Raw genomic sequence first — 24,751 nt, 5'->3', positions numbered from 1 at the left:
AAAAACGTCTGATTAGCTTAACTTTTATCTGTATTTTCAAATCAAATTAGGGATTGCGCATCTACAAACTGCGACTATAAACCGCACAATCCTTAATCAAGGGAATTAATCAATATGCATTCACAAACACAGGTATCAATTACAAATTAGGAGAAATTTGTGAAATTAGAAGCGGTTACTCAGGTAATCAACTTACGTTAAAAGATGGCTTAAAAGTATCTCGTATTGAAACAATCTCAGGACATAAGGTCAATATGGAACGTGCAGGATATGTCGCTCCTTTTGAATCTTCAGGAAATTACAGACTGCAAATTGGAGACATTTTGTTCAGCAATATAAATAGCGTTGAATACATTGGTAATACTGCATTCATTGATAAAGATTATAACTTGTATCATGGAATGAATCTACTTAGATTAATACCTAACAAAGAGGTAGTTATGCCATTCTACCTATACTTAGTGCTGAATACTAATCGGTTACTCAATCACTTTAAGACAGTCTGTAACAAAGCGGTATCACAAGCAAGCATAAATCAAACAGAATTGGGAAAAACGATTGTTCGGATTCCAGACTTAATGAATCAGAAAAGAATATGTGAGTTGTTCCAAACATTATATACAAAATTGGAAGCAGAGAGATATTTTATTTCACTTTTACAAAATCAAAAGCAGCATCTGCTCCGCCAAATGTTTATATAAACATCTGGCGAAGTAAGTATTGCTTCTGTTTCTGATATTCTTGCAGCATGTTTTGCTCGTGTCTTATCTTATCGTTCACACTACGCAACAACTTTGAAATCAGCAGTAATTCATTAGAATCTAAAGGCATGGGAACTCTATTTTCCAAGAAACGTTGATTTGTTATATTAATAGTATTCTTTGCTCCTTTCTGAATAAGAGGATGCAAGTAGTTATGTGTATTTATTTCACTCATAAAGTATTTATGAAGATACACTCCGATAGCAAGACTATTGGGTACATAAACACCATACAATGGTGAAACCGCAACTCTTTCACGATTAAGGCTTTGTTTTACAATACCATAAGGGAATGATCCAGTAGGGCTTTTAGTATAAACTAAATCTCCGTAATGCACTACATTATATTTTGATGTATCTTTCGCCGAAAATGAACGTCCAAGGTGATCTACTTGATTGATAATTCCTTGACTGACAGAAACAGAAAACACTTGATACAAGTTAGAATTCCGTTCATTTCTTTCTGTGAGAATATCATTGAGAAACACTTTCTTCCAAGTACCTTTTTTTAATCCTTGCTTTTGCAACTCAACCATAATTCCTTTAATTAAGGACTCGTATTTCTTAATGATTTTGTTTTGGGTGGCAATACGCTCATCTATCAAAGATAATAATGTCGCTATTTTTTCTTGTTCATTCTGTGTTGGTGTATAAATTGGCATATCAAAGAAAACATCATCTTTGATACTTACGCGGTCAAATCTTACTCCTGTGTCACCATGGGAGTAAACATAAGGATGCCATACAGAACTTTTGAATCGGTAGAACAAAAAACTTGGTGAAATGTTGAGAACAGAAAAACAAAGATACAATGGGGAAATGATGCCAGGTTTCTCTCCATTGTAAATATTGACCGGTCCATAAGGTGCAGCCGTTGATTTTCTCGGATTATAGACGAAATCACCCTGCTCGATAATATAATAGCTATCTGTGTTATCAGCATTTGCAATATCTCTATCAAAATAATCATTTTGAGGGATAATTCCTAAGTTCGCAGAATTACATAATACATTTTGGATAACATTACCTTTATTCTTCTTCGTAATTTTAGAAGAGAATTTTGATAAATTGTTTTTCTCCCACTCCCCACTGAACTCCGGAAATCTCAAATGGGGAACATTATGGCAATTATATCCTCAATTACCGTAGCTTTACCCTGTTTTGTATAACTAAAAATATAAAAAGTATGACTCAAAAGAAAACTATCAGAGAAATTTCCGTACTTTGGAAAGAAGACAAAAAGCAATATGTGAAACAATCAACATTTGCTGCGTACGTATTAATTCTTGAAAACCACATTAATCCGACATTTGGAGAGATGTATGAGTTAGAAGAAAGAAAAGTTCAAGAATTTACTCTTCAAAAGCTCAATAATGGGTTGAGTAAAAAATCCATTAAAGATATTCTTATTGTGCTGAAAATGATATTGAAATTTGGAGTAAAACATGGATTTCTAGATTATAAAGAATGGGAAATTAGGTTTCCAACAGAAGAAGAAAAGCGACATTTAGAAGTACTCAGTATCTCACATCAAAAACGAATCATGAGTTTTATCCAAGAACATTTCACATTCAAAAATTTAGGTATTTATATCTGTCTAAGTACCGGACTACGCATCGGAGAAGTATGCGCTTTAAAATGGAATGACATAAACATTGAATTAGGTATTATTTCTATAAAAAGAACCATTGAACGCATCTATATCATTGATGGAGAAAAAAGACATACGGAACTTATTATCAATACTCCAAAAACCAAAAACTCCATTCGTGAAATCCCAATTACAAAAGAATTAATCAGAATTTTAAAACCATTAAAAAAGATAGTGAATGGTAATTATTATATTCTAACTAATGAAGAAAAGCCGACAGAACCAAGAACGTATCGCAATTACTACAAAAGGCTTATGAAAGATTTGAATATCCCTGAACTAAAATTTCATGGACTCAGACATAGCTTTGCTACACGCTGTATAGAAAGCAATTGTGATTATAAAACTGTAAGTGTTATTTTAGGACATTCCAACATTAGTACGACTCTCGACCTTTATGTTCATCCTAATATGGAACAAAAGAAAAAGTGTATAGATAGAATGTTTAAAGGATTAAAATAGTCCATATAAGGGAAAAAGAGAACGACTTTTTCCCTTTATATCTTTTCTTTCAATATATTTGTACTCAAGCTATTTAAATTAAAAAATTTCACCCTAAAACAAATTACTATGGCAATTATTAAAATTGGAGAGCTATCAAAACTTAGAGGATTAGATACAAATAAAAGAAACAGGAAATAGATAACATAAAAGCAAATCATCTCCACCTTGGAAAACTGATAGGAAATTATTGAGATGCTTTCTCAAAACTTATACTGACACAGAGAAATTAATATAGCTCAAAAAACACCTATTGCATACAAATAATATTCGTCCAAACGCTTCCCATTCCCAAAATAAAGCCCTACTTTTGTGAAGAATATTTTCCCGTATATAAACGTATCAACCAAATATTTCACAAATAAAAGAATCCCTACAAAATGAAAGAAAAATCCGACAGCCTGTCTGTCCCCTACAAATTCGCCCGTTGTTACAACGACCGATGCCCGCAAGCCGCAAAATGCTTGCGCTACATAGCTGCACAAAATGAAACAGCCGATTACCTTTATATTCCCATCGTTAATCCGGCACGTTATCCTGCGGATGGAAACCAATGCGAATGTTTCAAGACTGCCGTCAAAGTTCATGTGGCATGGGGGCTAAAACGGTTGCTCGACAGAATCCCTTATGAAGATGCGGTCAGTATCAGAATACAATTGATAGGACACTATGGGAAAACAGGATATTACAGATTCTATCGTGGAGAACGGGGACTTATGCCTAAAGACCAAGCCTACATCAAACAATTGCTCCGCAATAAAGGAATCAAAGAAGAACCAACTTACCAACGCTACACAGAAGAATATATTTGGTAAATTGCTGTCATCTGTCACAGATTAGGGGTTAATACATTCGTAATGAACCGATAAGACTGTGACAGCAAGAGGTGACAGCAAGGTGACGGCATTTTTTGCCGTCACCGGATCATGAGTCTTACCACATGATAGAGTGTACCGCTACGCGTATGTTTGGAAGGGATTTCCTGCTTTTTCAGTATTCTCCCGAAAGAATTAACCCTTTTGACAGACATCGGGATGAAACTGCCTTTTTGGATTTCTTCCATAATCTCGGCAGGAGACAACCACTCCCCTTCTTCCGACTGCGCGGCACGGAAATAACGGAAGAAAAGTTGCTCTTCCGGCGGAACTTGTTCAAATTCACGGTTGTTTTCCACCATAATCTTTTCTTCCTCCCGGTCGAACCAGTAACGCTCGCCATGTTCCAATTCATACATGGCTTGCGCATAAAGCTGCTCATAGTCTATCGGACGGTTGGTGTCAATCACTCCGGTCACTTCGATGCAAATAAAACGACGGCTACCGGAAGGGTCGGTCAACAAGTCTTTTTGGTTACTCGTAGCTATAAACGAGGCGTAACGACGCATTTCGAGCACGGCACTCCCATGGGGTTTCCTCACATTCAGTACAGGCTTTTGCAAAATATGTTTCAGGAAGCCTTGTTGCGTCGAACTCACCTGATCAAATTCATCTATGTTGATGAGCGCAAAACGATTAAGATAAAGTTCGGCATCTTTCTTTCGGGAGAAATCAATGCTGTCGGTATAGTAGGCACGCTCGGAAGGGGGCATTATGCTCCGGCAAAAGGTAGATTTGCGCGTTCCTTGCGGACCGACCAATAAGGGCGATACACTGTTGGCATACTTTTTATCGCTTCCTTTCCAATGAGAAACCATATTGAGGAACCAACGGTGGAATAAATCCGTCCAATACGGATTCTTACAGGGAACGGTGGCTGCCAACGCGCGGATACGGTCTTTGCCGTCCCACCCGGGAAGCCGGTAGAGAAAATCTTCCAACGGATTGAATACGGGCACGCGATTGGAGTAGACATAACGGCTGATATCCCTGTCCCACAACGGAATGCCTTCCATTTGCGCATCCAAGGCAATGCTGTTCAGCGCACGTTTGTCAAGAGGATTGAAACGGAAACGGAAAGAAAGCCTTTCACGATATTCCACCTCGCCGATTTGAGTGTTATGGCGGAATTCATAGCGACGTTTCATGAATTCTTCGGTCTGCAAGGCGAGTTGCTGCTCTTTGGTCAGACTGATATGCTTGCCGAAACCTTTGCATTCGGTATATATATTGCCAATCATTTGTCGGATAAGCGCTTCCTGTTTGTGCATATAGAAATGGAAAACGGTACGTTTCACGACTTCTTCCTGGGGAAGTCCCGAAGCAAAACAGTTTTTAGCCAGTTGTACGACTAAAGGATGCCATGTGTCTTCGCGCAATTCGAGTCCCGCTTCCCTAAGATCGATGTATGCTTTGCGCAAGGCAGCCTCGAAAAGCATCAGGAAAGCCATTTCAGCATCATATCCCGGCATGGCACGGATCAATGGAGATTTTTCCGACTGAACCGCTTCGCGGAAAGTGGTTTCTTCGGGCATGGATGACGGTTGGGAGAGATAAAACTGAACCGAATCCGGACGATAGATAATGTCCGGGTCGTAGGATAAGCGTGAATATTGTTCCAAAGTCGGTTCTTTGGGAAGGATATCGAACGGGATTTGGGGCTGATAACACTTCACAGCCAACCGATAGGCGTGGGCGTGGAATAGTTCTGCCTCTTCCTGTGTTTTGGGAAGGGAGTTGTCCGGTCGGGTGAAGGTAGTCCATATTTTCACCGTTTTGCCACTTGAACCTACGAAAGCACAACGAGTTTGCGGTTGCTCGCAGGCTTTTCGTTTCACTAAAGCGATTTCGGACTTATTGGATAAAGGACCGACAGTCAGTTCCACCATACCATTGTAGGTTTTCATCTGCTTCTGACCGTTTACTTTTCGGAATTCGGCGGCGGGAACTATTTGGGGGAGTTTATCGGCAAACATACACCGTTTATCGGAAAGGGTATATCGCAGATGCTCTCTGAAGGTAGAAACAGGACGGGATTTTATTTCCGTCTTTATCTTATTCACCAGTATATCAAGATCCATTACGCTGAGCGCTATCGTATCTTCGTTCTTACGAAATTGAGTGATTTTCATTAATTTGATAATAAGTATGTTTGTCAGCGTCTTTATGATCGTTGAGATTGCTAAGTTAGTCATAATATCCGAGACCGGCAAGGATGACAAGTTATTAATTACAGGTCAACTAATTTTCTCCTGCATGAAATTTTAGTTCCAATTTATAGAAACAATAGTTCCAACGAATAGGAACTATAGTTTCAAGTAATTGGAACCAAAGTTTCAAGTAATTGAAACTACAGTTTCAAGTACACGAAACTAAAGTTTCAAACAATACAGAAACTACAGTTTCGCCACTTGTCACTATTGATTTCAAGACAGGACACCATTCAGAGATATAGAGACAGCCGATTGAACGTTCTATCTTTCCGGTATTCTTTGTTTCTTATGTGACAGCATTATTGCCGTCACACTGCTGTCACCTTGTGCTGTCACACCATTAAGTGCTTATAATCTGCAAATTAGAACACAAATTGTGACAGATGACAGATATTTTTCATTTTTTTATTTTGTAGAGAGCAGAAGGGGACAACGTTCTCAAAATTATCCAGTGTAATCATATGACTAGTTTAATACTTTATATATCCTTCCTGTTCATACGCTTTCCCATATTTATGAATCATTGCCACCAATGGTCTTAGACGTTCGTCAGAAACCAACATGGCCCGATAGCGCAAATACTGATTATCATAAAGCTGCCGGTTTCCGTCCTTGAGGCGTTTCTTCACATCCGCAGGAATGAAAAACTCCGCACGATTGCCCAATTTAGCATAAAATTCATTCAGAAAGAATTTCATAAACGACAACAAATGCCGGACAGAGTAGACTCCTTATTCACTAATTGAGGTTGCAATTCATTGTTGTACAGCACTAGTTCCTCATCCGCCACCTTGCCTATCGTCTCCTGCCAATCCGGTTTATTCTTCTCCAACCATTCACACAACGAACCTTTTCGTTTCTCAATCAAGGCATCCAATGTTTGCAACTGTTCTTCAATCGCACTCCGCTCTTTGCGAACGGCCTCCATCTTTGTCTGAAATTCCCATTTCAATTCTTTCACTTTCCATTCACACTCCTGTCTCAACTGCTTTATATCTCCTTGCTGCTGGCGAATATTAAGTTCCAGTTCCTTGTCTTTTTTGCGCAGTTCGTTGATACCGTCTTCACAATCGGACATTTCCTTTTGATGGGGATGTTCGTATTTCACCTTTTGAAGTTTCAGGTTACACTGTGCCTGTTCGTCACGCAACTGCCGGATACGATTATCCACTGTCTGCACTTTCTCTTCTTGCGTTACCCTTACTTTTTCTTCTTCCACACGAAGCTGTTGCATCAATTCCTCCTGCTTACCAGCAATCTCCGCATTCCGGACATTTATCCGTGCTTGCTGACTATTCTCAAAAGTACGGAAATCAGCTTCCAGTTTTTCAAACAGTAATCGGTACTTGCTCAATACATCCTCATAAGCCCTTGTCAGTTCCGATTTCATATTCCGGACTTGTTCCAGTTCCTGAACCAATAATTCTTCGCAAGATACCCGTTTGATGATTTCTTCAATCTGCATCTGCTCGTAATGCAGACGTTTCTCACGTATCTTCCTGAGCAAATCGTTTATTACACCTATCTCCGTAATCAAGCCATCACGTTCTTTGGTGTACTTTTGTTGCAGTTCACCCATAAGCCGCAACAACCGTTCACGCTCTGTCTCCGCTTTAGCCTGTTCCTCCTTCACTAACGGAATCTCATGCAAAGCCCGTTTCTCCGCAAAGTTAAGCTCCGCACGCCCTTCACCAATCTGCTTTTGGGTATAAATCAAGTCACGATAGGCGTTCATTACTTTCTCCGCCATCTTCCGGACAGGCACTTCTCCATTCTTGTTCTTTGTAAACCAAAGCATCACGTCCCTGTATTCCTGCTCAAACTCCTTAATCTGGCTTCGATAGAAGTCCAAATCGACAGAGATATCCTCATCACTCATCGAACGGATAATGGTATCTTTTATAAAATCAGCATCCAATTTGGAATTCAAAAAGACGTTCTGTATCGTACGGGGAATATTCTGATATTTTGCACTTTCCACAATGGCAAACTTGCGGTAGGGTATCATTTCATGCTTACGGTTATTACCGAAGATGATGTCCCGATACATCTCATAGCTAGTCACTTGTGCAGTAATCTGAATCTTCGCACCGATGTGTTCGCGGATACGTCCCCATTCGGAATGTACCACATTATGCTCGTCAATAAACCAGTCCTGCTGGAATGGCGCATCAATAAAACGGAAAAACACCCGTCCCTGGGATTTGGCAGCTACCACACAATACGCCCCATTCTCCCGCATCACCTCATAGATAATGTAAGAATTGGCATAAGGAAAATAGAAAGCATCGAAACTTTTCTTCTCTTTCGGAATGCCCAATCTTAGTTTGTCAGCATTGTAAAAGAAGAGGATAGCACGAAGCAGCGTACTCTTACCGACACCTTGCGTACCTATAAAATGTACGTTCCCATCCAACTTCACTTCCCTTCCTCAATGGCATCATACAAGCGTTTCACTTGGGTAGAGACACTGTTGGAAGAAATGAATCCCCCTTTGCTAAGTATATTAAATATCTCTTCAGTGTATTTCATGGTCATCTATTTTCTGTATTCATCATATATTATTTGGCATATATTAAAGGGTATTCCACTTCGTCGGAGATTTCATAAGTATCCGTAAAGCGAAGTTCGTCGGCATACTGTGATGCCAGTTGGCAGAAAAAGATTAATTTCTCTCCACGTGTCACCTCTTTCCGGTAGCGATAGTTCATCACAAAAGAGAACAGATGGGTGCTGGATGCCATAAATGAATTATGCACTTCCTGCAGGTTTACGGTATCTATCATTTGCGACTGCCCATCCAGGTATCCTTCCGGAATGGCATCTGCCAGTTGTTTCATTCCCTTCGGAGTATTTTTCTGCCGTGCGACAAGTTTCTTCAAAATCTGAAAAGCCTCATCGGAAGTACGTAGATTATCAATGGAGAGTTTGATGCGATAGCCGACCTGCGGCTCCATCCAAACGGGATTTTTTTGTGCGGCGACAGAGCGGATACTTGTATGCTCTTCCAACAGGAACTGGTCTTTCAGGTACTTCAGTTTCTTTACTTTTTCAAGGATACGGTTCTGATAATCTATCAGATTCAGATAATGGATGATTTGCTTCTGGATTTCAATCAGGTTATGGTACGAGTCATTCAACTGGAGTTTTACGTCACTCACCACATTCCGCATCTGCACATCCATCGCCACCCGGAAGAAAACAGGCTGTCCATAGTCTATCAGTTCCTCGCTTTTACGAATCAACAGGGCAATATTATTTCGTTTCTCGTCAAGCCGGACAAGTTTGGTTTTCTTTATCTTGTAATTAGGTTCGTTCTTATAAGTATTATCCATGTTCCGCTTCAAGTCCATCACGTTGCGGACAGTAGTCAGGGCTATATTTTTCAGGCAACGTTTCACTTCCCGCTGATAATTGTACTTGCGCTGTTCGTTATTTTCCTTTAAGTAATAATCTATGTTTTCATTCAGTCGCGTCAGGTAATCCTGTACGAAAGAGACATTGATTTCTTCATTCACTTCGAGCACATCTTCAAAGAATTTCAGATAAATATCCTCCATTTCTAGAAAATCACCAGTGTCCCGGATGACTCCATAGTCTATCAGATAGCGGATACGCTCTTCCTTGTATTCCGTCATTTCAAGCGCATAATCGTAACGGAACGAAAGAGATTTCCGTTTGGCAAACATTTCTTTCAAGAGTTCTTTCTCCCGGTCGAGACTCTTGACCAGTTCTTCTATGGAACGAAAAGTGCTCATATTAGTTTTGTCTTTTAATGATGTTTACTACTTCCAAATATTTACATAGTATATATTTCAGTAATTAAGATATCACAAAAATAACATAAATGAAATAGCAAACCTAATTTCTGTATCAATATTTTTATTACTACAAAAATTAAGAAACTAACTCTACATATTCATTATACAACTATAAATCTCAAGTAAGAATTTGCAAAGGCAATTACTATTTATACCTTTGTGACTTCAATAGAGAATGTAATTTCAATAGAGAATTAGTAACCCGTTAAAAGAGGAAATTGATTATGCGTTCATTCATAGTGCTTCTTTGTTTAGTACCCACCCTCCTGCTTGCCCAACAAAGCAAACTTGAAACACAGTTGAAACAGGCAATCAAAGATAAGAAAGCTGAAATAGGGATTGCCGTTATTATTAACGGAAAAGATACGGCAACTGTCAATAATGACATTCACTACCCGTTGATGAGCGTATTCAAGTTTCATCAGGCGTTGGCATTGGCCGATTATATGGGAAAGAAAAAACAATCACTGGACACTCGGTTGCCAATCAAAAAATCAGATTTAAAGCCGGATACTTACAGTCCGCTGCGAGATAAATATCCACAAGGGGGAATTGAAATGAGTATTGCCGACCTGTTAAGATACACACTTCAGCAGAGCGATAACAATGCTTGCGATATTCTTTTCAACTATCAAGGTGGTCCGGAAGCTGTGAATAGGTATATCCATTCATTAGGAGTTCGGGAATGCGCCATCGTCGGAACAGAAACGGCGATGCACGAAGACTTGAATCTGTGTTATCAAAACTGGACCACTCCGTTAGCTGCTGCCGAATTATTGGAGATATTCCGCAAAAAACCTTTGTTTGCAAAAGTGTACAAAGACTTTATATATCAGACAATGGTGGAATGTCAAACCGGGCAAGACCGTATGGTTGCTCCGTTGCTTGATAAAAAAGTAACCGTAGGTCACAAAACCGGAACAGGAGACCGTAATGCGAAAGGACAACAGATTGGTTATAATGACATCGGTTTCGTTCTTTTACCCGATGGACGTACCTATAGCATAGCTGTCTTCGTGAAGGATTCTAAAGAAAACAGTCAGGTGAACAGTAAGACTATCGCTGATATTTCCCGCATCGTTTACGAATACGTAATACTGCATTAAGAGCTACACAAAACACGTTCGGTGCGAATCAGGATTGAAACAAAGTAAAAAGTAACAGGAATAAAAAAACATTTATATGAAACTGCATCATATTGCCATTTGGACCTTCCGGCTGGAAGAATTAAAAGAGTTCTATGTCCGCTTCTTCGGAGGAAAAAGCAATGAGAAATACATTAATCCCAAGAAAGGATTTGAGTCATACTTTGTCTCTTTCGGAGAGGGAACTGACTTGGAACTCATGAGTCGTACAGACATACAAAACACCCCCATTGAAGAAAACAGAGTCGGACTGACACACTTTGCTTTCACCTTTCCCAGCCAAGAAGAAGTATTACGTTTCACCGAACAGATGCGTTCGGAAGGATATACCATCGCCGGTGAACCGCGTACTTCGGGAGACGGATACTTTGAAAGTGTTGTGCTTGATCCTGATGGAAATCGGATTGAATGTGTATATCGGGAAATAACAGGAGGAGAAAGAAAAGCAGAAACAGCAATCGGAACTGAAACTGAAGTTGGACCGGAAGTTGAAGCTAGACCAAACACCGAAACAGAAAGTATTCATTCCGTAACACTTGATACAGAACGCTTGCTTCTCCGCCCTTTTGAGGAAAAAGATGCAGAAGCATTTTTCGCCTGTTGCCAAAACCCAAATTTGGGGAACAATGCCGGATGGCCGCCCCACCGGACATTAGAAGAGTCCCGCCGTATACTCCATTCCACATTTATTAATCAGGAAGGTATATGGGCAATGATACTAAAAGAAACGCAACAACTGATCGGTTCCGTAGGAATCATCCCCGATCCCAAACGGGAAAACCCACAAGTGAGAATGCTGGGTTATTGGCTCGACGAGACTTATTGGGGCAAAGGATATATGACTGAAGCAGTGCAAGGCGTTCTCAAATACGGTTTTGAAAAATTGAAACTAAGCCTCATCACTGCCACTTGTTATCCACATAATAAACGTTCACAGAAAGTCCTGAAAAAGAACGGTTTCATCTATGAAGGAACCCTCCATCAGGCAGAACTGACTTACAACGGAAATATCTACGATCACCAATGTTATTATCTCCCCGGCATCTCCCAACCTACTCCGGAAGATTATGAAGAAATCCTCCATGTATGGGAAACGTCCGTCCGTCACACGCATGATTTCCTGACGGAAGAAGATATCCAGTTTTACAAACCACTGATGCAGGAGCATTATCTACCAGTCGTTGAACTTTTTGTTATCCGCAATGCCAACGGAAAGATTGCCGCCTTCATGGGACTAAGTGACGAATTGATCGAAATGTTGTTTGTACACCCTGACGAGCAGGGAAAAGGATACGGCAAACGATTAATAGAATACGCAAGAGACAAAAAACAGATGGATAAAGTAGATGTCAACGAACAGAATGAAAAGGCACTCCAATTTTATCTCCATTTAGGATTCCAAATCATCGGCAGAGATGAAACGGACAACATGGGCAAACCTTTCCCCATTCTTCATTTACAACTGCCGGAAGCATAATGATAAAAGAAAAGATATATGAACCTACGTGCCAGATTATCCGAACGTGTACACATTGAAGATATCAGAGAAGTACTCCATTTCATACAAGACGACGAGCGTCTTAGAGAAGAAGTCTACCAGCTGATATTCGACGAAGACCACATTGTTTCCTATCAGGCACTGTGGGTATGTACTCATTTCTCCAAAGCAGATGTAGAATGGTTGAGCCAGAAACAAGAAAAATTGATCGACACTGCCATGACCTGTCCACACTCGGGAAAACGGAGAATGATCCTGAACCTGATATGCCAGCAACCTGCCGCCAATCCGCCACGAGTGGATTTCCTCGATTTCTGCATGGAACGCATGATATCCCGCGAGGAACCACCGGGCGTACAATCGCTCTGCATGAAACTGGCTTATCAACTGACACGCTCCATCCCGGAACTACAACAGGAATTACGCACCATGCTGGAAATCATGGAGCCCGACTTACTAGTTCCCGCTATCCGTTCCGTACGAAAAAACACCCTAAAAGCCATAAAAGCAAAGAAAAACTGATTATTTCTATCGCTTTTATCTCACCGTTCAGCTAGGGTATATTCAGATGGAATATCTGGGATATACCCGTCACCAAAATCTGACAAGCAGGTAGAATCTGTGTCTTTTCAGCTTATTATTAATTGAAATAATAAAGGAACACAGCAATTCCTTCAAGTGCCTTTTTCGGTTGGTCTTTTATTTCGATAGCAAACTTGATTTCCGCTTTTGCCACACCACGCAGATTAGTCAGCGAGTGCAAAGTAGTCACTAGACGGATGCTCTGTCCTGACAGTACAGCCTGACCGAATTTCATTTTGTCCATACCGTAGTTAATCATCATTTTCAGGTTATTCACCTGGATAATCTGATTCCACAAATAAGGAAGCATGGATAATGTCAGGTAGCCGTGAGCAATCGTGCTATGATAAGGGCTGTCTACTTTCGCACGTTCCGTATCTACATGAATCCATTGATGATCCAGCGTTGCATCAGCAAAAAGATTGATACGTTCCTGCGAGAGTTCCACATAATCGGAAACACCTATCTGTTGGCCTACTAGTTTTTCGAATTCTTCGTACGAATTGATAATTACTTTTTCCATAAGTCTTATCGTTTTTATGGGGGTTATTTACTATTAAATTGGGGACAAAAATAGGAAAAATAAACTGATATGCCACCAAATTTATAAATAAAAGCAAGGAATGAAGTATTTAGGTATGCTTTACAAACCGGAAGCCCGTTTCAGTGCTTCTGTCAGAATACTGTAGCCCTTACCATTTAAATGTAAATCGTCGAGAGTCAACTCCGGATTCAGCCTGCCATCCTGCAATAAACGATTGAATACGTCCAGATAGACAACATCTGTTCCCTGCAATTTTTCGTGTATCTTCCGGTTAAGGATCTGGATAAATTTATTCACAGCCGTACTGTAATCATCGTAATCATTACGCCATGTGACTGTTGCCAAGAAAGGCAAATTTTGGTTTTTCTTCTATCCTATCCATACAATTTCATTCAAACGTCCACGTTATCTCACTCAAACTCTCAAACAAATATAGAATAAAATTCGCGGATTTACGTTACTTTTGCAAAGGTAATCACATTCATTCATATATAAACCGATGATACATTTTTTCAAGAAACCCATTTCTCACCTTGCGTTGCCGGAGAAATTCACTTATCCTTTCCATTATACACCTCATCCATTGTGTGTATTGGCTGCGGAAGAAGTGAAAGAATATATTGCAAACCGGAAAGAATGGCAAGAGGAGTTGGCTTCCGGAAAGATGTTTGGAGTGTTGATTGTGCAAACGGACAATGGAATAACAAACAACGAAGAAAATCAAATTGGTTATCTTGCAGCTTTCTCCGGCAATCTGGCCGGAAAGAATCTGCATCCTTATTTCGTTCCTCCTGTTTATGACCTATTACAACCGGAGGGATTCTTCAAAATCGAAGAAGAACAGATTTCTGCCATTAATATCCGTATTCGTGAATTGGAAAACAGTAGTTCTTATCTCGGTTCAAAAGAGAAATGGAAGATAGAAACGAAACATGCTAAAGCTGTTTTGAATCAAGCAAAAGCGGAGCTTAAAATGGCAAAGAAGGCGAGAGAGATTCGCCGCCAGTCATCTCCGGAGCTTTCCGAAGAAGAACAAGCCTCCCTGATTCGGGAAAGCCAATACCAAAAGGCGGAATACAAACGACTGGAAAAGGAATGGAAGAAACGATTGGAAGAGCTCGAAACGGAAGTCAGGCACTTCGATATTGAAATAGAACGACTGAAAACCGAACGAAAAGAACGTTCGGCAGCTTTACAAAGAAAATTATTCGAGCAGTTCCGGATGCTAAACGCCCAAGGAGAAGTGAAAGACTTATATACTATTTTCGAGCAAACGGTTCAGAAAGTTCCTCCTGCCGGTGCGGGTGAATGTGCTTTGCCTAAGTTATTGCAATATGCGTATCTTCATCAATTAAAGCCATTGGCTATGGCTGAATTCTGGTGGGGCGACTCTCCTAAAAACGAAATCCGGCATCACGGATATTATTATCCTTCCTGCAAAGGAAAGTGCGAACCGATTCTGCAACACATGTTGCAAGGATTGGAGGTAGACGAAAATCCACTGCTGAATCCTGTTCATGAAGAGGAAGAACTGGAAATCGTGTTTGAGGATGAATGGTTGCTGGTAGTCAATAAACCGGCAGGAATGTTGTCCGTTCCGGGAAAAGCAGAGGACAGAGATTCAGTCTATCATCGTTTGAAGAAGAAGTATCCCGAAGCTACCGGTCCTATGATTGTACATCGGCTCGATATGGCTACTTCAGGATTATTGCTCGTTGCCAAAACAAAAGAAGTACATCAGGATTTACAGGCACAATTTGCAAACAGAAGTATCAAGAAACGCTATGTGGCTGTGCTGGATGGAATAGTACTACCAGAAAGAACAGGAAATACAGGAAGAATCGAACTCCCTCTTTGTCTGAATCCTCTCGACCGCCCTCGGCAAATGGTTAGTAGCGAACACGGGAAAGAAGCGATTACAGAATATCAGATCATCAGTGAGTCTGAAAGAATTACCAGTGCATCTGAAAACACTTTCAACGAATCAAACAGGATTGATGAATCAGAAAGGAGTATCAATGAGTCAAGAAAATACACCCGGATTGTCTTCTATCCATTGACCGGACGCACACATCAGTTACGAGTACACGCCGCCCATCCGGAAGGCTTGGGATGCCCCATACTTGGAGACGAACTCTACGGAAAGAAAGCAGACAGACTATACCTCCATGCCGAATATATAGAGTTCCGCCATCCCATATACGGAGACATTCTCTGCATACAGAAAGAGGCCGATTTCTAAATTCAAACAAAGGAATATTCCTAGCCTGAAAAAAGACAATTATGCAACAGTCTGCTGTACAGTCGAATTCGTAAATACCTGCTTCTTCAACCTGCGATAAACGTAGATAAAGGCCGGCACGAGGAATAAGTCTGCCGCTATCCAAGCCATCGGATCACCGTAGCAGACAGCAATAAAGCCGAATACCGGTACAGCATAAAGACTGACAAGGATACGTGCAATCATCTCTGCCACTCCGGAAAACATGGCAAGATTGGTAAAGCCTACTCCCTGAATGGTATAACGCAAGATGCACAACAAACCAAGCATCGGGAAGAACATACAGGAGACATGCAGGAACAACTCCGTATCCAGCAGAATTTCCGTTTCCGACGGGTCTACGAAGATCAACGCGAAATATTTAGCCCCTACCATCAGAAGAAGGAACGTGAAAGCCGCATAAATAATCATCATCAGAGCACTAGCCTTGATTCCCAACCAAATACGTTCCGGTTTACCCGCTCCGTAATTTTGTCCGCTATATGTAGCCATCGCAATACCCAAACTCTCGAACGTACAGATAAAGAACATCTTGATGCGCATAGCAGATGTAAAGGCTGCCACACACGCCGTTCCCAAGGCATTATTGGCACTCTGAAGCATGATACTGCCGATAGCCGTGATAGAAAATTGCAATCCCATAGGCACACCGATGTAGAGCAGCGTCTTAGCCAGTTTCGACTGGAACCGGCGTTCTTTCGGAGTACCCTGCAATATTTCAAACTTCCGGTACATATAAATATAGCAGAGAACAGCCGACAATCCTTGTGAAAAGACAGTAGCAATAGCAGCTCCCGCCACTCCCCAGTCAAGTGCCAGAATACAGAACAAGTCGAGAATGATATTCAGAACAGCCGCAAACAGCAGAAACCAGAAAGGTGTCTTACTATCTCCCAACGCACGGATAATGCTCGAAAGAAGATTATAGAAAAACGTACACGGCACACCGATGAAAGTGACAAGCAGATAAGTATAAGCCCCTTCAAAAATATTCTCCGGCGTACGCATGATCCAAAGAATATCCTCACATAAAATACAGGTGAGAAGCGCAATCACCACCGACATTCCCGCAGCCAGTTTCAGACTGACAGCCACATAACTGCGCATCGTACTGTAATCCCGCGCCCCAAACTTCTGCGCAACGGGTATCCCGAACCCTCCGCAACATCCATTGCAGAACCCGAGAATGAGAAATACCACTGAAGTGCTGGCTCCAACAGAAGCTAACGCGTTTATTCCCAAGAAATTTCCCACAATTGCAGCATCAACAAGCGAATACGTTTGTTGCAACAGATTACCGAGTAAAAGCGGCAGTGTAAACTTTAAAATGAGAGGTAATGCCGGACCTGCCGTCATTTCTTTAGAAGTTGCCATACGTCTATGTTCTAAAATCGATGGCAAAGATACTACAAAAAAACGAGAATAGGAGAAAAATGGTGAATGAACGTTGAGATAAAGCGTTTTAGCGATTCCGACGAGGACTTTGCCAAAGCCACTGAATGCCGCAAAAAAGCCGTTTGAAGCAAGAGTTACGTTACTATCCCGTTACTCTTTTTTACAAAAGAACAGCTTGCTGAGGACACTGGCATATCCGCTGATCCATACGCCATTGGATGCCAATTTAAGGATTCTTTTGGAAATGTCAGCGGGACCTGCTCAAAAAAATGAGATGTGGGTGTGAATGCGCCGATATGCTGTGATTTGCCTACCGTCTTCCAGCTCTACATGGTTTAATTTTGCAAACAAAAAGTAGAGTATGAGCAGAAGCACATTCAAAGTATTGTTCTATCTCAAGCGCAATGCGCCGAAGAAGAACGGATTGATTCCCGTGATGTGCCGTATCACGGTGAACGGAAAGGTATCACAGTTCAGCAGCAAACTGGACGTGGAGGAAAGCATCTGGAACGTGGAAACCGGGCGTCTGTCCGGTCGCAGCCTCGTGGCGCAGGAAGGTAACCGTATGCTTGACAAGATACGTGTGGGCATAAACCGTGCATATCAGGAAGTATGCGACGCGGACAGCTATGTCACGGCAGAGAAAGTACGCAACGCCTATCTGGGACTGGGACAGAACCACAAGACCCTGCTTGCCGTGTTCAAGCAACATAATGAGGACTACGCCAAGATGGTAGGAAAAATGAAAAGCGTGCGCAGCTACCTGAAATACCGCACCGTCTATAACCATCTGTCGGAGTTCATCAGACAACGCTACAAGATGAGCGACATCGCCTTGCGCGAGCTTACCCCGGCATTCATCACGGATTTTGAACTGTTCCTCCGCACGGAGAAGAACCATTGCACCAACACCGTCTGGTCGTACATGATGCCGTTTCGCAGCATCATCTATACAGCCATCAACAACGGCTGGCTTCCACGTGACCCGTTCTACGCCTACCACATCACCAAAGAGGAAACGAAACGCGGCTTTCTGACAAAGGAGGAAATAAGCCTGTTGATAAACGGGACGTTCAAAAAGAAAAAATATGAACTGATACGCGACCTGTTCATCTTTTGCACCTTCACGGGGCTGAGCTGGACGGACATGTATAACCTTACGGAAGAGAACCTGCAAACCTCCTTTGACGGTCATCTGTGGATCAAGACCAAACGACAGAAGACAGGCGTGGAATCCAACATCCGCCTGCTGGAAGTGCCGGGCCACATCATCCGGAAGTACAGCGGCATGACCGGGGACGGGAAACTGTTGCCCGTTCCCTGCTATGCGAACTGCAAGAACGGCATCAAGGCGGTGGCGAAACTGTGCGGCATCAATAAAAACATCACCTGGCATCAGGCCCGCCACAGCTATGCGACGACCATCTGCCTCTCCAACGGCGTGCCTATAGAAACCCTGTCCAGAATGATGGGACATACCAGTATCCGCAGCACGCAGATATACGCCAAGATTACGGCTGAAAAGGTGAGCAACGACATGGAACGCCTTGCCAAGCAGATAGAATCAATGGAACAGTTCATTTGCCAGACCATATAAACCACACTGCCATGAGAAGAATAATCAAGACTGACGAGGACGGGAACATCCGCATCGCGGGCAATCCCGAAAAAGAGATATGGATGACCGCATGGGAAATGTCCGAACTGTTCAATGTGTCCGTCACAGCCATACAGAAAGAGATAAGGGCGGTACGGAAGTCAGGTGTACTGGCGGACTATGAGGTTTGCAAATACATCCGCACGGAGAACGGCTGTTCGGCGGACATCTTCAGCATTGACATCATCATCCCCGTGTCATACAGACTGAACACCTTCTATGCCCACTCCTTCCGGGAGTGGCTGAAAAGTAAAGCGCTGTCCGGAAACGAACGGGAACGCAGGACGGTGTTCTTTCTGCTTGGCAAAGGCTGCTCCTGCTGAATACCGGACAGGCAAGGCACAATAAAAGGCATACGGGCAATCCTCACGATGGAATTGCCCGTATGCCTTTTTGTTGCCGTTCCGTATATCAATCCTCCACCTTGCGGTAGTTCCTCTCCAGAAGCGCTTGTATATCATATTCCCGGTACAGAGCCTTTCCGCCGAGGATTATGAACGGAAGTGTCTTTTCATCACGCATCTTCTGCAAGGTGCGACGGCTGACTTTCAACAGTTCCGCCACCTCTTTGTCCGTCAGGAAACGGTCGCCGTCCAGCAACGGGTTGTACTTCTGTGTGAAACGGTTGATTTTCCTGTGGCTCTCCTTCAGGGACACAAACGCGTCAGCCAACAAGCCCTGCTCCAATGTAAGAACCTCCTGTTTCATGATGCCCCCTCCTGCTTTTCCGAAACAAGCCGTACCACGTCTTCCGACCTGTAATAGAACTTCCTGCCTACCTGCGAACAGGCGACAATGCCCCTGTCACGCATACTTTGCAATGTTTTCGGGCTAAGGCGCAGCAGGCGGCAGACGTCCTCACCGTCCATCCATTTTTTCAACCGTCGTTCCGTTCCCCGCGCGCAAAGCCGGTCCACCTTTTCCGTAAGTGCCGAGACCTCCGCCATAAACGTCTCGAAAGCCTCTCTTTCAATGATTACGATTTCCATAATATATCTTGTCTTAGAATTGTCCGCCGTAAAATTAGCTTCCAAAGGTCTTACTCCGTCCATTTCCTGCGGAAGTGGCAGCATTTGGAACAGCGACGTATGCCAAGCGGTGACAAACTCAAAAAAATCTTCTATGAGTCATATATGAGTCATAAGCCCGCCTTTCCCCGTCCCTGTAAATTTGCGGCATAAACGATTAAAACAGCAACGGTTATGGATATGATAATGATTGAAAAATCCGATTTCGACAAGCTGGTCGGACGTATAGAAGAAATTGCGGAGCATATCCGCAAGAGTGAAAACAAGAGGCTCTCCGTTGATGCGGAACGGTGGATTTCCAACCGGGAAGCGATGGACATTCTCGGAGTAAGCCCGCGCACCCTGCAACGCTACCGGGACAGCGGCTGCATACCATTCTCCAAAATAGGCAGGAATTGCCGTTACCGCCTGTCCGATATAGAGCGTGCATTGGAAATGTATATGATTGACGGAACGGCGGCAAAGCCTGACGTCCTGCACCGGCAATACCTTATCCGCACAAGGAAAATGTATATCCGACCGGAAAAGACCTAAAACGAAGGAGGATTGAGGTATATGGACACAAAAAATATAGAAAGACTGTTCGGCTGCATCATGGAGCGGCTTGACAGGCAGGAGCAAATGCTTGAAGACCTCCGGAACAAGCGGCCGGAACAACCGGCGAACGCCCCTGAAGCGACAAAGCTGCTGAACGGAGAGCGTCTTTATGACAACCAAGACCTCTGCCTGATGCTTCAAGTCAGCAAACGTTCATTGCAACGCTACCGCAGCATCGGCATCCTGCCCTACCTGATGCTCCGTCAGAAATCCTACTATAAGGAGTCAGACGTGGAAAAATTTCTCTCGGAGCATCTTGACGAAATCAACAAGGACCGGGTCGAGGCTTATAAGGCCCGCATCAGATAATCAATGTCTCACCATTAAAACATTTTTCAGATGGCAAAGAAAAAAGACGAAAAGGACGTGCTGATTGTCCGTGACGAGAAGACGGGCGAAATCAGCGTGGTAGCCGGGCTTAATGCCGACGGCTCCCCCAAGCGCACCCCCGCGAAAGCGGAGAACGCGCAAAGTTTCCTGCAATTCGACCGCCACGGCGACGTGCTGGACAACTTCTTCAAGAACTTCTTCCGGCAGTGTAAGGAACCCAGCCGCTTCGGTTTCTACCGTGTCGCGGCAGACCAAGCCGACAAACTGCTGGAGGTTATCAAGGACTTGCTGAAAGACCCCGACGGCAACAAGGAGATGCTTGCGCCCCACAAGGTGGACACCTCCGGCTACGAGAAGAAAGTGCAGGAGGAACAGGCGGCTGAAAAGCCTGAACAGAAACAGGAAGAACCTAAAAAACAGGAAGAGATGGAACAGAAAAATGAACAGAATCAGGAAAGCCCGCAGCAGACGCAGGGCAACCGGGGCTACCAGCCCATCGACGAGAGCAAGATCAACTGGCAGGAGCTGGAAGAGAAATGGGGCGTGAAACGCGATGACCTTGAGAAGTCCGGCGACCTGACCAAGATGCTCAACTACGGCAAATCCGATTTGGTGAGAGTGTCGCCCAATTTCGGCGGCGAGGCTTTCGAGCTGGACGCGCGCCTCTCCTTCAAGAAAGACAGCGAGGGTAATGTCAGCCTTGTGCCGCACTTCATACGCAAGGAGCAGAAGCTCGACGAGTACAAGGAACACAAGTTTTCCGATGAAGACCGTAAGAACCTGCGCGAAACGGGCAACCTCGGCAGGGTCGTGGACATCGTGGACAGGGAAACGGGCGAGATCATCCCCTCGTTCATCAGCATAGACCGCAAGACGAACGAGATTACCGACATCCCGGCAAACAAGGTGCGCATACCGGAGCGCATCGGCAAGACGGAAATCACCAAGCAGGAGCAGGACATGCTCCGCGCCGGGCTGCCCGTGCGCGACAAACTTATCGAGCGCAAGGACGGCAGGAAGTTCGTCACTACCCTTCAGGTGAACGTGGAGCAGCGCGGCGTGGAGTTCGTGCCGGGGACCGGCAGGTCGCCCCGTGCCGCACAGGCACAGGAAGCCAAGAACAATCCCATACAGGGACAGGCACAGGACGCGGAGAACGCCGCAGCCATACAGAACGGGCAACGCCGCAACTCGTGGACGAACGCCGACGGCAGTATCCGCCCCATCAGCAAATGGAGCGGCGTGGAGTTCACCGAGCAGCAGAAAGCCGACTACGTGGCGGGCAAAGCCGTGAAACTGGAGAACGTGACCGACAAGCAGGGCTTCCACGCCACGATGTACATCAGGTTCAATCCGGAGAAGGGACGTCCGTACCGCTACGACACCGACCCCGACAACGCACAGAAGGTCGCACCCTCCAACGAGAGCCGCACGCAGGTGGCGGTGAACAGCGAGGGCAAGACCAACGAAGCGACCAAGAACCTGAAAGAGCCGTTGCGGAAGGGACAGACCGCCCCGAAGGACACCGCGCAGCAACAGCAGCAGGAGAACGGCAAAAAGAGAAACAAGGGCATGAGGATGTAACCCTGTGTCCGCCACTGAATCCGAAGTAAACATTTGTAAAATTTCAAAACAGAAAAAACATGAAGACAATCATTGCTGAAAAGCCATCCGTGGCACGTGAGATCGCCCGCATCGTGGGCGCGACAAAAAGAGAGGAAGGATATTTCGAGGGAGGCGGCTATGCCGTGACATGGGCGTTCGGACACCTCGTCCAGCTTGCCATGCCCGACGGCTACGGCATACGCGGCTTCGTCCGCGACAACCTGCCCGTCATACCGGATACCTTCACGCTCGTTCCCCGTCAGGTAAAGACGGACAAGGGCTACAAGCCCGACAGCGGCGTGGTGTCGCAGATCAAGACCGTCACCCGGCTATTCAAGGAAAGCGAACAGATCATCGTGGCGACCGATGCCGGACGCGAAGGGGAGCTTATCTTCCGCTACCTCTACCATTACACCGGATGCACCACGCCTTTCGTGCGCCTCTGGATAAGCTCGCTCACCGACAAGGCTATCCGCGATGGGCTGCGCAACCTCGAAGCGGGCGACAAATACGACAACCTCTACCTTGCCGCCAAAGCGCGGAGCGAATCCGACTGGCTCGTGGGCATCAACGGCACGCAGGCACTCTCCATCGCCGCCGGACACGGCACATATTCCGTCGGGCGGGTGCAGACACCCACGCTGGCGATGGTGTGCGCACGCTATTGGGAGAACCGCCGCTTCACGCCCGAACCCTTCTGGCAGCTCCATATCGCAACAGACGGTTGCGACGAAGGAGTGGTGAAGTTCTCCTCTTCCGAGAAATGGAAAGAGAAAGAACCTGCCACAACGCTATATAATAAGGTAAAGGAAGCAGGCACAGCCACCGTCACGAAAGCCGAGCGCAAGGAGAAGACGGAGGAAACTCCGCTTCTGTACGACCTGACCACGCTCCAGAAGGAAGCCAACGCCAAGCACGGCTTCACCGCCGAACATACGCTTGAAATCGCGCAGAAGCTCTATGAAAAGAAACTTGTCACCTATCCGAGAACGGGCAGCCGTTACATCCCCGAAGACGTGTTCGCCGAAATCCCCAGACTGCTCGCCTTCATCGGCAGCCTGCCCGAATGGAAAGAGAAAGTCAATCCGAAGGCAGTGCCGACACGCCGCAGCGTGGATGACGGCAAGGTGACGGACCACCACGCCCTGCTTGTCACGGGCGAGAAGCCGCTGTTCCTCTCCAAAGAGGACAATACCGTCTATCAGATGATTGCCGGGCGCATGATCGAGGCTTTCTCCGAAAAATGCGTCAAGGACACCGCCACCGTCACGGCGGAATGTGCCGGAGTGGAGTTCGTGGCAAAAGGCTGCATCATCAGGCAAGCCGGGTGGCGTGCCGTCTATGGCGTGGAAGACAAGGAGGAAACCACCATCCCCGGCTGGCGGGAAGGCGACACGCTGCCGCTGAAAGCCGCCTCCATCACGGAGGGCAAGACCAAGCCCAAGCCGCTGCATACCGAAGCCACCCTGCTGTCCGCTATGGAAACGGCGGGCAAGGAGATAGAGGACGACGCGCTGCGTCAGGCGTTGAAGGACTGCGGCATCGGCACGCCCGCCACCCGTGCGGCGATTATCGAAACGCTCTTCAAGCGCGGCTATATGGAACGCTGCAAGAAGTCGCTTGTGCCGACTGAAAAAGGGCTTGCCCTCCATTCGGTCGTGAAGACGATGCGCATCGCCGACGTCGCCATGACGGGCGAATGGGAGAAGAATCTGGCACGCATCGAGCGCGGTGAGCTGCCCGCCGACACCTTCCGCAAGGAGATAGAGGCTTACACACGCGAAATCACTTCCGAACTGCTCTCGTGCGACAAGCTGTTCTCCCGCAGGGATTCCGGCTGCAAGTGCCCCAAGTGCGGAACCGGCATGATGCAGTTCTACGGCAAGGTTGTCCGCTGCGACAACGCGGAGTGCGGGCTGCCCGTGTTCCGCCTGAAGGCAAACCGCTCCCTTTCCGACGACGAGATCAAAGACCTGCTCACCGAAGGGCACACGAAGCTGCTCAAAGGCTTCAAAAGCAAGCAGGGAAAGAGTTTCGATGCCATAGTAACCTTTGACGGGGACTACAACACGACTTTCGTGTTCCCCGAAAGGAAAAATAAGGCAACCTCTACGAGAAGAAGAAAATAATGAGTAACTTTGCCACTGGTTCAGAGTAATGAATTGTTCTTCGATACCGGATTACACTCATACTTTGGATTTAGTGGTGGCACTCGGAGGGATACCGAGTGCCTTTTCTTTCTCCTTTTCAGACGATTATCCATGTCAT

The 24,751-nt window shown here is 44.8% G+C and carries 20 protein-coding genes and 4 pseudogenes; 13 read left to right on the top strand and 11 right to left on the bottom strand.

Annotated elements, in window-relative coordinates; all coding sequences use genetic code 11:
* Positions 1-95: 95 nt before the first annotated feature.
* Positions 96-701 (top strand): restriction endonuclease subunit S, encoded by a 606-nt coding sequence (locus A4V03_RS04045; protein ID WP_084081110.1) that lies wholly within the window; start codon positions 96-98, stop codon positions 699-701.
* On the opposite strand, the gene A4V03_RS04040 is transcribed toward A4V03_RS04045, so the two are convergent.
* A complete protein-coding gene (locus A4V03_RS04040) occupies positions 694-1,869 on the bottom strand; it encodes a restriction endonuclease subunit S (protein WP_065538054.1) in 1,176 nt (391 codons plus the stop codon). The two genes, A4V03_RS04045 and A4V03_RS04040, sit on opposite strands and share 8 nt — an antisense overlap.
* Positions 1,870-1,946: 77 nt before the next feature.
* Here A4V03_RS04040 and A4V03_RS04035 point away from each other — a divergent pair, with 77 nt between their 5' ends.
* Positions 1,947-2,873 (top strand): tyrosine-type recombinase/integrase, encoded by a 927-nt coding sequence (locus A4V03_RS04035; protein ID WP_065538053.1) that lies wholly within the window; start codon positions 1,947-1,949, stop codon positions 2,871-2,873.
* A gap of 419 nt (positions 2,874-3,292) precedes the next feature.
* Positions 3,293-3,727 carry a DUF6078 family protein gene (locus A4V03_RS04030; RefSeq protein WP_065538052.1) on the top strand — a complete coding sequence of 145 codons (435 nt, stop codon included), beginning with the start codon at positions 3,293-3,295 and terminating at the stop codon, positions 3,725-3,727.
* A gap of 101 nt (positions 3,728-3,828) precedes the next feature.
* Here A4V03_RS04030 and A4V03_RS04025 read toward each other — a convergent pair whose 3' ends face one another.
* The 5 genes and pseudogenes from A4V03_RS04025 to A4V03_RS04010 form a co-directional block, all read right to left on the bottom strand.
* Positions 3,829-5,919, bottom strand: coding sequence for a BT4734/BF3469 family protein (locus tag A4V03_RS04025; RefSeq protein ID WP_065540275.1), 2,091 nt, complete (start codon positions 5,917-5,919; stop codon positions 3,829-3,831).
* Between the two features lie 551 nt (positions 5,920-6,470).
* A pseudogene (locus A4V03_RS04020) lies at positions 6,471-6,692 on the bottom strand (hypothetical protein); the annotation flags it as partial.
* A 5-nt stretch (positions 6,693-6,697) separates the two neighbouring features.
* Positions 6,698-8,422 (bottom strand): annotated as a pseudogene (locus tag A4V03_RS04015) (ATP-binding protein); the annotation flags it as partial.
* 5 nt (positions 8,423-8,427) lie between these two features.
* Positions 8,428-8,532 (bottom strand): annotated as a pseudogene (locus A4V03_RS21755) (condensin complex protein MksE); the annotation flags it as partial.
* Positions 8,533-8,561: 29 nt separating this feature from the next.
* Positions 8,562-9,758 carry a hypothetical protein gene (locus tag A4V03_RS04010; protein WP_065538050.1) on the bottom strand — a complete coding sequence of 399 codons (1,197 nt, stop codon included), beginning with the start codon at positions 9,756-9,758 and terminating at the stop codon, positions 8,562-8,564.
* Between the two features lie 287 nt (positions 9,759-10,045).
* Here A4V03_RS04010 and bla point away from each other — a divergent pair, with 287 nt between their 5' ends.
* The 3 genes from bla to A4V03_RS03995 all read left to right on the top strand — a co-directional run bounded on the left by bla (position 10,046) and on the right by A4V03_RS03995 (position 12,986).
* Positions 10,046-10,927, top strand: a complete 882-nt coding sequence (bla, locus tag A4V03_RS04005) for a class A beta-lactamase, subclass A2 (RefSeq protein ID WP_065538049.1) — start codon at positions 10,046-10,048, stop codon at positions 10,925-10,927.
* Positions 10,928-11,003: 76 nt separating this feature from the next.
* Complete coding sequence (locus A4V03_RS04000; RefSeq protein WP_065538048.1) at positions 11,004-12,443, top strand: GNAT family N-acetyltransferase; 1,440 nt, start codon at positions 11,004-11,006, stop codon at positions 12,441-12,443.
* Positions 12,444-12,461: 18 nt separating this feature from the next.
* Positions 12,462-12,986 carry a hypothetical protein gene (locus tag A4V03_RS03995; protein ID WP_065538047.1) on the top strand — a complete coding sequence of 175 codons (525 nt, stop codon included), beginning with the start codon at positions 12,462-12,464 and terminating at the stop codon, positions 12,984-12,986.
* A gap of 118 nt (positions 12,987-13,104) precedes the next feature.
* On the opposite strand, the gene A4V03_RS03990 is transcribed toward A4V03_RS03995, so the two are convergent.
* Positions 13,105-13,569, bottom strand: a complete 465-nt coding sequence (locus tag A4V03_RS03990; RefSeq protein WP_004308264.1) for a MaoC family dehydratase — start codon at positions 13,567-13,569, stop codon at positions 13,105-13,107.
* Between the two features lie 120 nt (positions 13,570-13,689).
* Positions 13,690-13,920 (bottom strand): annotated as a pseudogene (locus A4V03_RS03985) (SGNH/GDSL hydrolase family protein); the annotation flags it as partial.
* A 169-nt stretch (positions 13,921-14,089) separates the two neighbouring features.
* On the opposite strand from A4V03_RS03985, the gene A4V03_RS03980 reads away from it, so the two are divergent.
* Positions 14,090-15,832: an RluA family pseudouridine synthase gene (locus tag A4V03_RS03980; RefSeq protein ID WP_065538046.1), complete on the top strand. Its 1,743-nt coding sequence runs from the start codon at positions 14,090-14,092 to the stop codon at positions 15,830-15,832.
* Between the two features lie 39 nt (positions 15,833-15,871).
* Here A4V03_RS03980 and A4V03_RS03975 read toward each other — a convergent pair whose 3' ends face one another.
* Entirely contained in the window at positions 15,872-17,245 is a 1,374-nt protein-coding gene (locus A4V03_RS03975; protein ID WP_065538045.1) for an MATE family efflux transporter, read from the bottom strand.
* 382 nt (positions 17,246-17,627) lie between these two features.
* Here A4V03_RS03975 and A4V03_RS03970 point away from each other — a divergent pair, with 382 nt between their 5' ends.
* On the top strand, positions 17,628-18,863 hold the full coding sequence (locus A4V03_RS03970) for a site-specific integrase (RefSeq protein WP_065538044.1): 1,236 nt from the start codon (positions 17,628-17,630) through the stop codon (positions 18,861-18,863).
* An 11-nt stretch (positions 18,864-18,874) separates the two neighbouring features.
* A complete protein-coding gene (locus A4V03_RS03965) occupies positions 18,875-19,246 on the top strand; it encodes a hypothetical protein (protein WP_024988123.1) in 372 nt (123 codons plus the stop codon).
* An 88-nt stretch (positions 19,247-19,334) separates the two neighbouring features.
* Here A4V03_RS03965 and A4V03_RS03960 read toward each other — a convergent pair whose 3' ends face one another.
* Complete coding sequence (locus A4V03_RS03960) at positions 19,335-19,631, bottom strand: helix-turn-helix domain-containing protein (protein WP_071807633.1); 297 nt, start codon at positions 19,629-19,631, stop codon at positions 19,335-19,337.
* Positions 19,628-19,912 carry a helix-turn-helix domain-containing protein gene (locus tag A4V03_RS03955; RefSeq protein ID WP_065540274.1) on the bottom strand — a complete coding sequence of 95 codons (285 nt, stop codon included), beginning with the start codon at positions 19,910-19,912 and terminating at the stop codon, positions 19,628-19,630. Before A4V03_RS03955 ends, A4V03_RS03960 begins: the two co-directional genes overlap by 4 nt.
* Before the next feature lie 213 nt (positions 19,913-20,125).
* On the opposite strand from A4V03_RS03955, the gene A4V03_RS03950 reads away from it, so the two are divergent.
* Genes A4V03_RS03950 through A4V03_RS03935 form a run of 4 tightly spaced genes read left to right on the top strand, consistent with a single transcriptional unit; the run spans position 20,126 to position 24,612 of the window.
* Positions 20,126-20,485 (top strand): helix-turn-helix domain-containing protein, encoded by a 360-nt coding sequence (locus tag A4V03_RS03950; RefSeq protein WP_024988120.1) that lies wholly within the window; start codon positions 20,126-20,128, stop codon positions 20,483-20,485.
* A gap of 21 nt (positions 20,486-20,506) precedes the next feature.
* Positions 20,507-20,857, top strand: a complete 351-nt coding sequence (locus A4V03_RS03945) for a helix-turn-helix domain-containing protein (RefSeq protein ID WP_065538043.1) — start codon at positions 20,507-20,509, stop codon at positions 20,855-20,857.
* Between the two features lie 30 nt (positions 20,858-20,887).
* Positions 20,888-22,462 carry a DUF4099 domain-containing protein gene (locus tag A4V03_RS03940; RefSeq protein ID WP_065538042.1) on the top strand — a complete coding sequence of 525 codons (1,575 nt, stop codon included), beginning with the start codon at positions 20,888-20,890 and terminating at the stop codon, positions 22,460-22,462.
* A gap of 59 nt (positions 22,463-22,521) precedes the next feature.
* The gene (locus tag A4V03_RS03935; protein ID WP_065538041.1) at positions 22,522-24,612 is read left to right on the top strand and encodes a type IA DNA topoisomerase; all 2,091 of its coding nucleotides are present in this window, start codon (positions 22,522-22,524) and stop codon (positions 24,610-24,612) included.
* Positions 24,613-24,751: the final 139 nt, after the last annotated feature.

Source organism: Bacteroides caecimuris (assembly GCF_001688725.2).
In the GTDB taxonomy this organism is placed as follows: Bacteria; Bacteroidota; Bacteroidia; order Bacteroidales; family Bacteroidaceae; genus Bacteroides; species Bacteroides caecimuris.
This window is presented reverse-complemented; position numbering and strand designations above follow the sequence as displayed.

Coding starts and splice junctions, on each gene's coding strand:
- A4V03_RS04035 (WP_065538053.1), top strand. CDS start 1,947: ATGACTCAAAAGAAAACTATCAGAGAAATTTCCGTACTTTGGAAAGAA.
- A4V03_RS04030 (WP_065538052.1), top strand. CDS start 3,293: ATGAAAGAAAAATCCGACAGCCTGTCTGTCCCCTACAAATTCGCCCGT.
- A4V03_RS04025 (WP_065540275.1), bottom strand. CDS start 5,919: ATGAAAATCACTCAATTTCGTAAGAACGAAGATACGATAGCGCTCAGC.
- A4V03_RS04010 (WP_065538050.1), bottom strand. CDS start 9,758: ATGAGCACTTTTCGTTCCATAGAAGAACTGGTCAAGAGTCTCGACCGG.
- bla (WP_065538049.1), top strand. CDS start 10,046: ATGCGTTCATTCATAGTGCTTCTTTGTTTAGTACCCACCCTCCTGCTT.
- A4V03_RS04000 (WP_065538048.1), top strand. CDS start 11,004: ATGAAACTGCATCATATTGCCATTTGGACCTTCCGGCTGGAAGAATTA.
- A4V03_RS03995 (WP_065538047.1), top strand. CDS start 12,462: ATGAACCTACGTGCCAGATTATCCGAACGTGTACACATTGAAGATATC.
- A4V03_RS03990 (WP_004308264.1), bottom strand. CDS start 13,569: ATGGAAAAAGTAATTATCAATTCGTACGAAGAATTCGAAAAACTAGTA.
- A4V03_RS03980 (WP_065538046.1), top strand. CDS start 14,090: ATGATACATTTTTTCAAGAAACCCATTTCTCACCTTGCGTTGCCGGAG.
- A4V03_RS03975 (WP_065538045.1), bottom strand. CDS start 17,245: ATGGCAACTTCTAAAGAAATGACGGCAGGTCCGGCATTACCTCTCATT.
- A4V03_RS03970 (WP_065538044.1), top strand. CDS start 17,628: ATGAGCAGAAGCACATTCAAAGTATTGTTCTATCTCAAGCGCAATGCG.
- A4V03_RS03965 (WP_024988123.1), top strand. CDS start 18,875: ATGAGAAGAATAATCAAGACTGACGAGGACGGGAACATCCGCATCGCG.
- A4V03_RS03960 (WP_071807633.1), bottom strand. CDS start 19,631: ATGAAACAGGAGGTTCTTACATTGGAGCAGGGCTTGTTGGCTGACGCG.
- A4V03_RS03955 (WP_065540274.1), bottom strand. CDS start 19,912: ATGGAAATCGTAATCATTGAAAGAGAGGCTTTCGAGACGTTTATGGCG.
- A4V03_RS03950 (WP_024988120.1), top strand. CDS start 20,126: ATGGATATGATAATGATTGAAAAATCCGATTTCGACAAGCTGGTCGGA.
- A4V03_RS03945 (WP_065538043.1), top strand. CDS start 20,507: ATGGACACAAAAAATATAGAAAGACTGTTCGGCTGCATCATGGAGCGG.
- A4V03_RS03940 (WP_065538042.1), top strand. CDS start 20,888: ATGGCAAAGAAAAAAGACGAAAAGGACGTGCTGATTGTCCGTGACGAG.
- A4V03_RS03935 (WP_065538041.1), top strand. CDS start 22,522: ATGAAGACAATCATTGCTGAAAAGCCATCCGTGGCACGTGAGATCGCC.